Source organism: Neobacillus paridis (genome assembly GCF_016765675.1).
Lineage (GTDB): Bacteria > Bacillota > Bacilli > Bacillales > Cytobacillaceae > Neobacillus > Neobacillus paridis.
Genome location: NZ_JAESWB010000299.1, coordinates 1 through 581, shown reverse-complemented (window position 1 = coordinate 581; position 581 = coordinate 1). Strand labels below are relative to the sequence as shown.

The 581-nt window shown below is 68.5% G+C and carries 2 protein-coding genes; both read left to right on the top strand.

Going from position 1 to position 581, the window contains the following annotated elements; translation table 11 throughout:
- On the top strand, positions 1–290 hold a 290-nt coding region (locus JK635_RS28940; protein WP_202655515.1), incomplete at its 5' end, for a CoA transferase.
- A partial coding sequence (locus tag JK635_RS28935) for a patatin-like phospholipase family protein (RefSeq protein ID WP_202655514.1) occupies positions 287–581 on the top strand: 295 nt, incomplete at its 3' end. The genes JK635_RS28940 and JK635_RS28935, both read left to right, overlap by 4 nt.

Here is a 581-nt window from a genome sequence, read left to right as displayed (position 1 = left end):
CGCTGTGCGCCAGTCTCGATGACGCCAGGCTCGCCTACTCCTTCATCTACAGCATCGAGGACATCATGCACGATCCGCACTACCAGGCGCGCGGCACCATCGCTTCGGTCCCGGACCCGCGAATCGGTCCCGTAAAAATGGCGGGCGTCATCCCGAAGTTCCCCGACCGCGAGGAGAAACCGATCGAGCCGGCGCCGGATCTTGGCCAGCACAACCACGAGATCTATTGCGACCTGCTGGGCCTGTCGGCCGAGGAACTGTCGGCGCTGGCCGAGGCGGACGTGATATGACGCGCGCCGTCGTGCTTGGCGGCGGCGGGGTGGCCGGCATCGCCTGGGCAACCGGCATCGTCGCAGGGCTGGGCCAGCGGCGCGTCGACATCGGGCAGGCCGACGTCTTCATCGGCACGTCGGCCGGCTCGGTCGTGGGCGCGCAACTGGCTTGCGGTGTGAGCCCGCAAGCCCTGCTGGCGCAGCAGCTGGCGCCGGCGGCAGACTCGCGCGAGCAGTCGCAGCCCTTCTCGCAAAGGGAGGCGAATGCACGCAACCGGCAGTTGATGGGCAAGGTCGGTGGCGATCTCG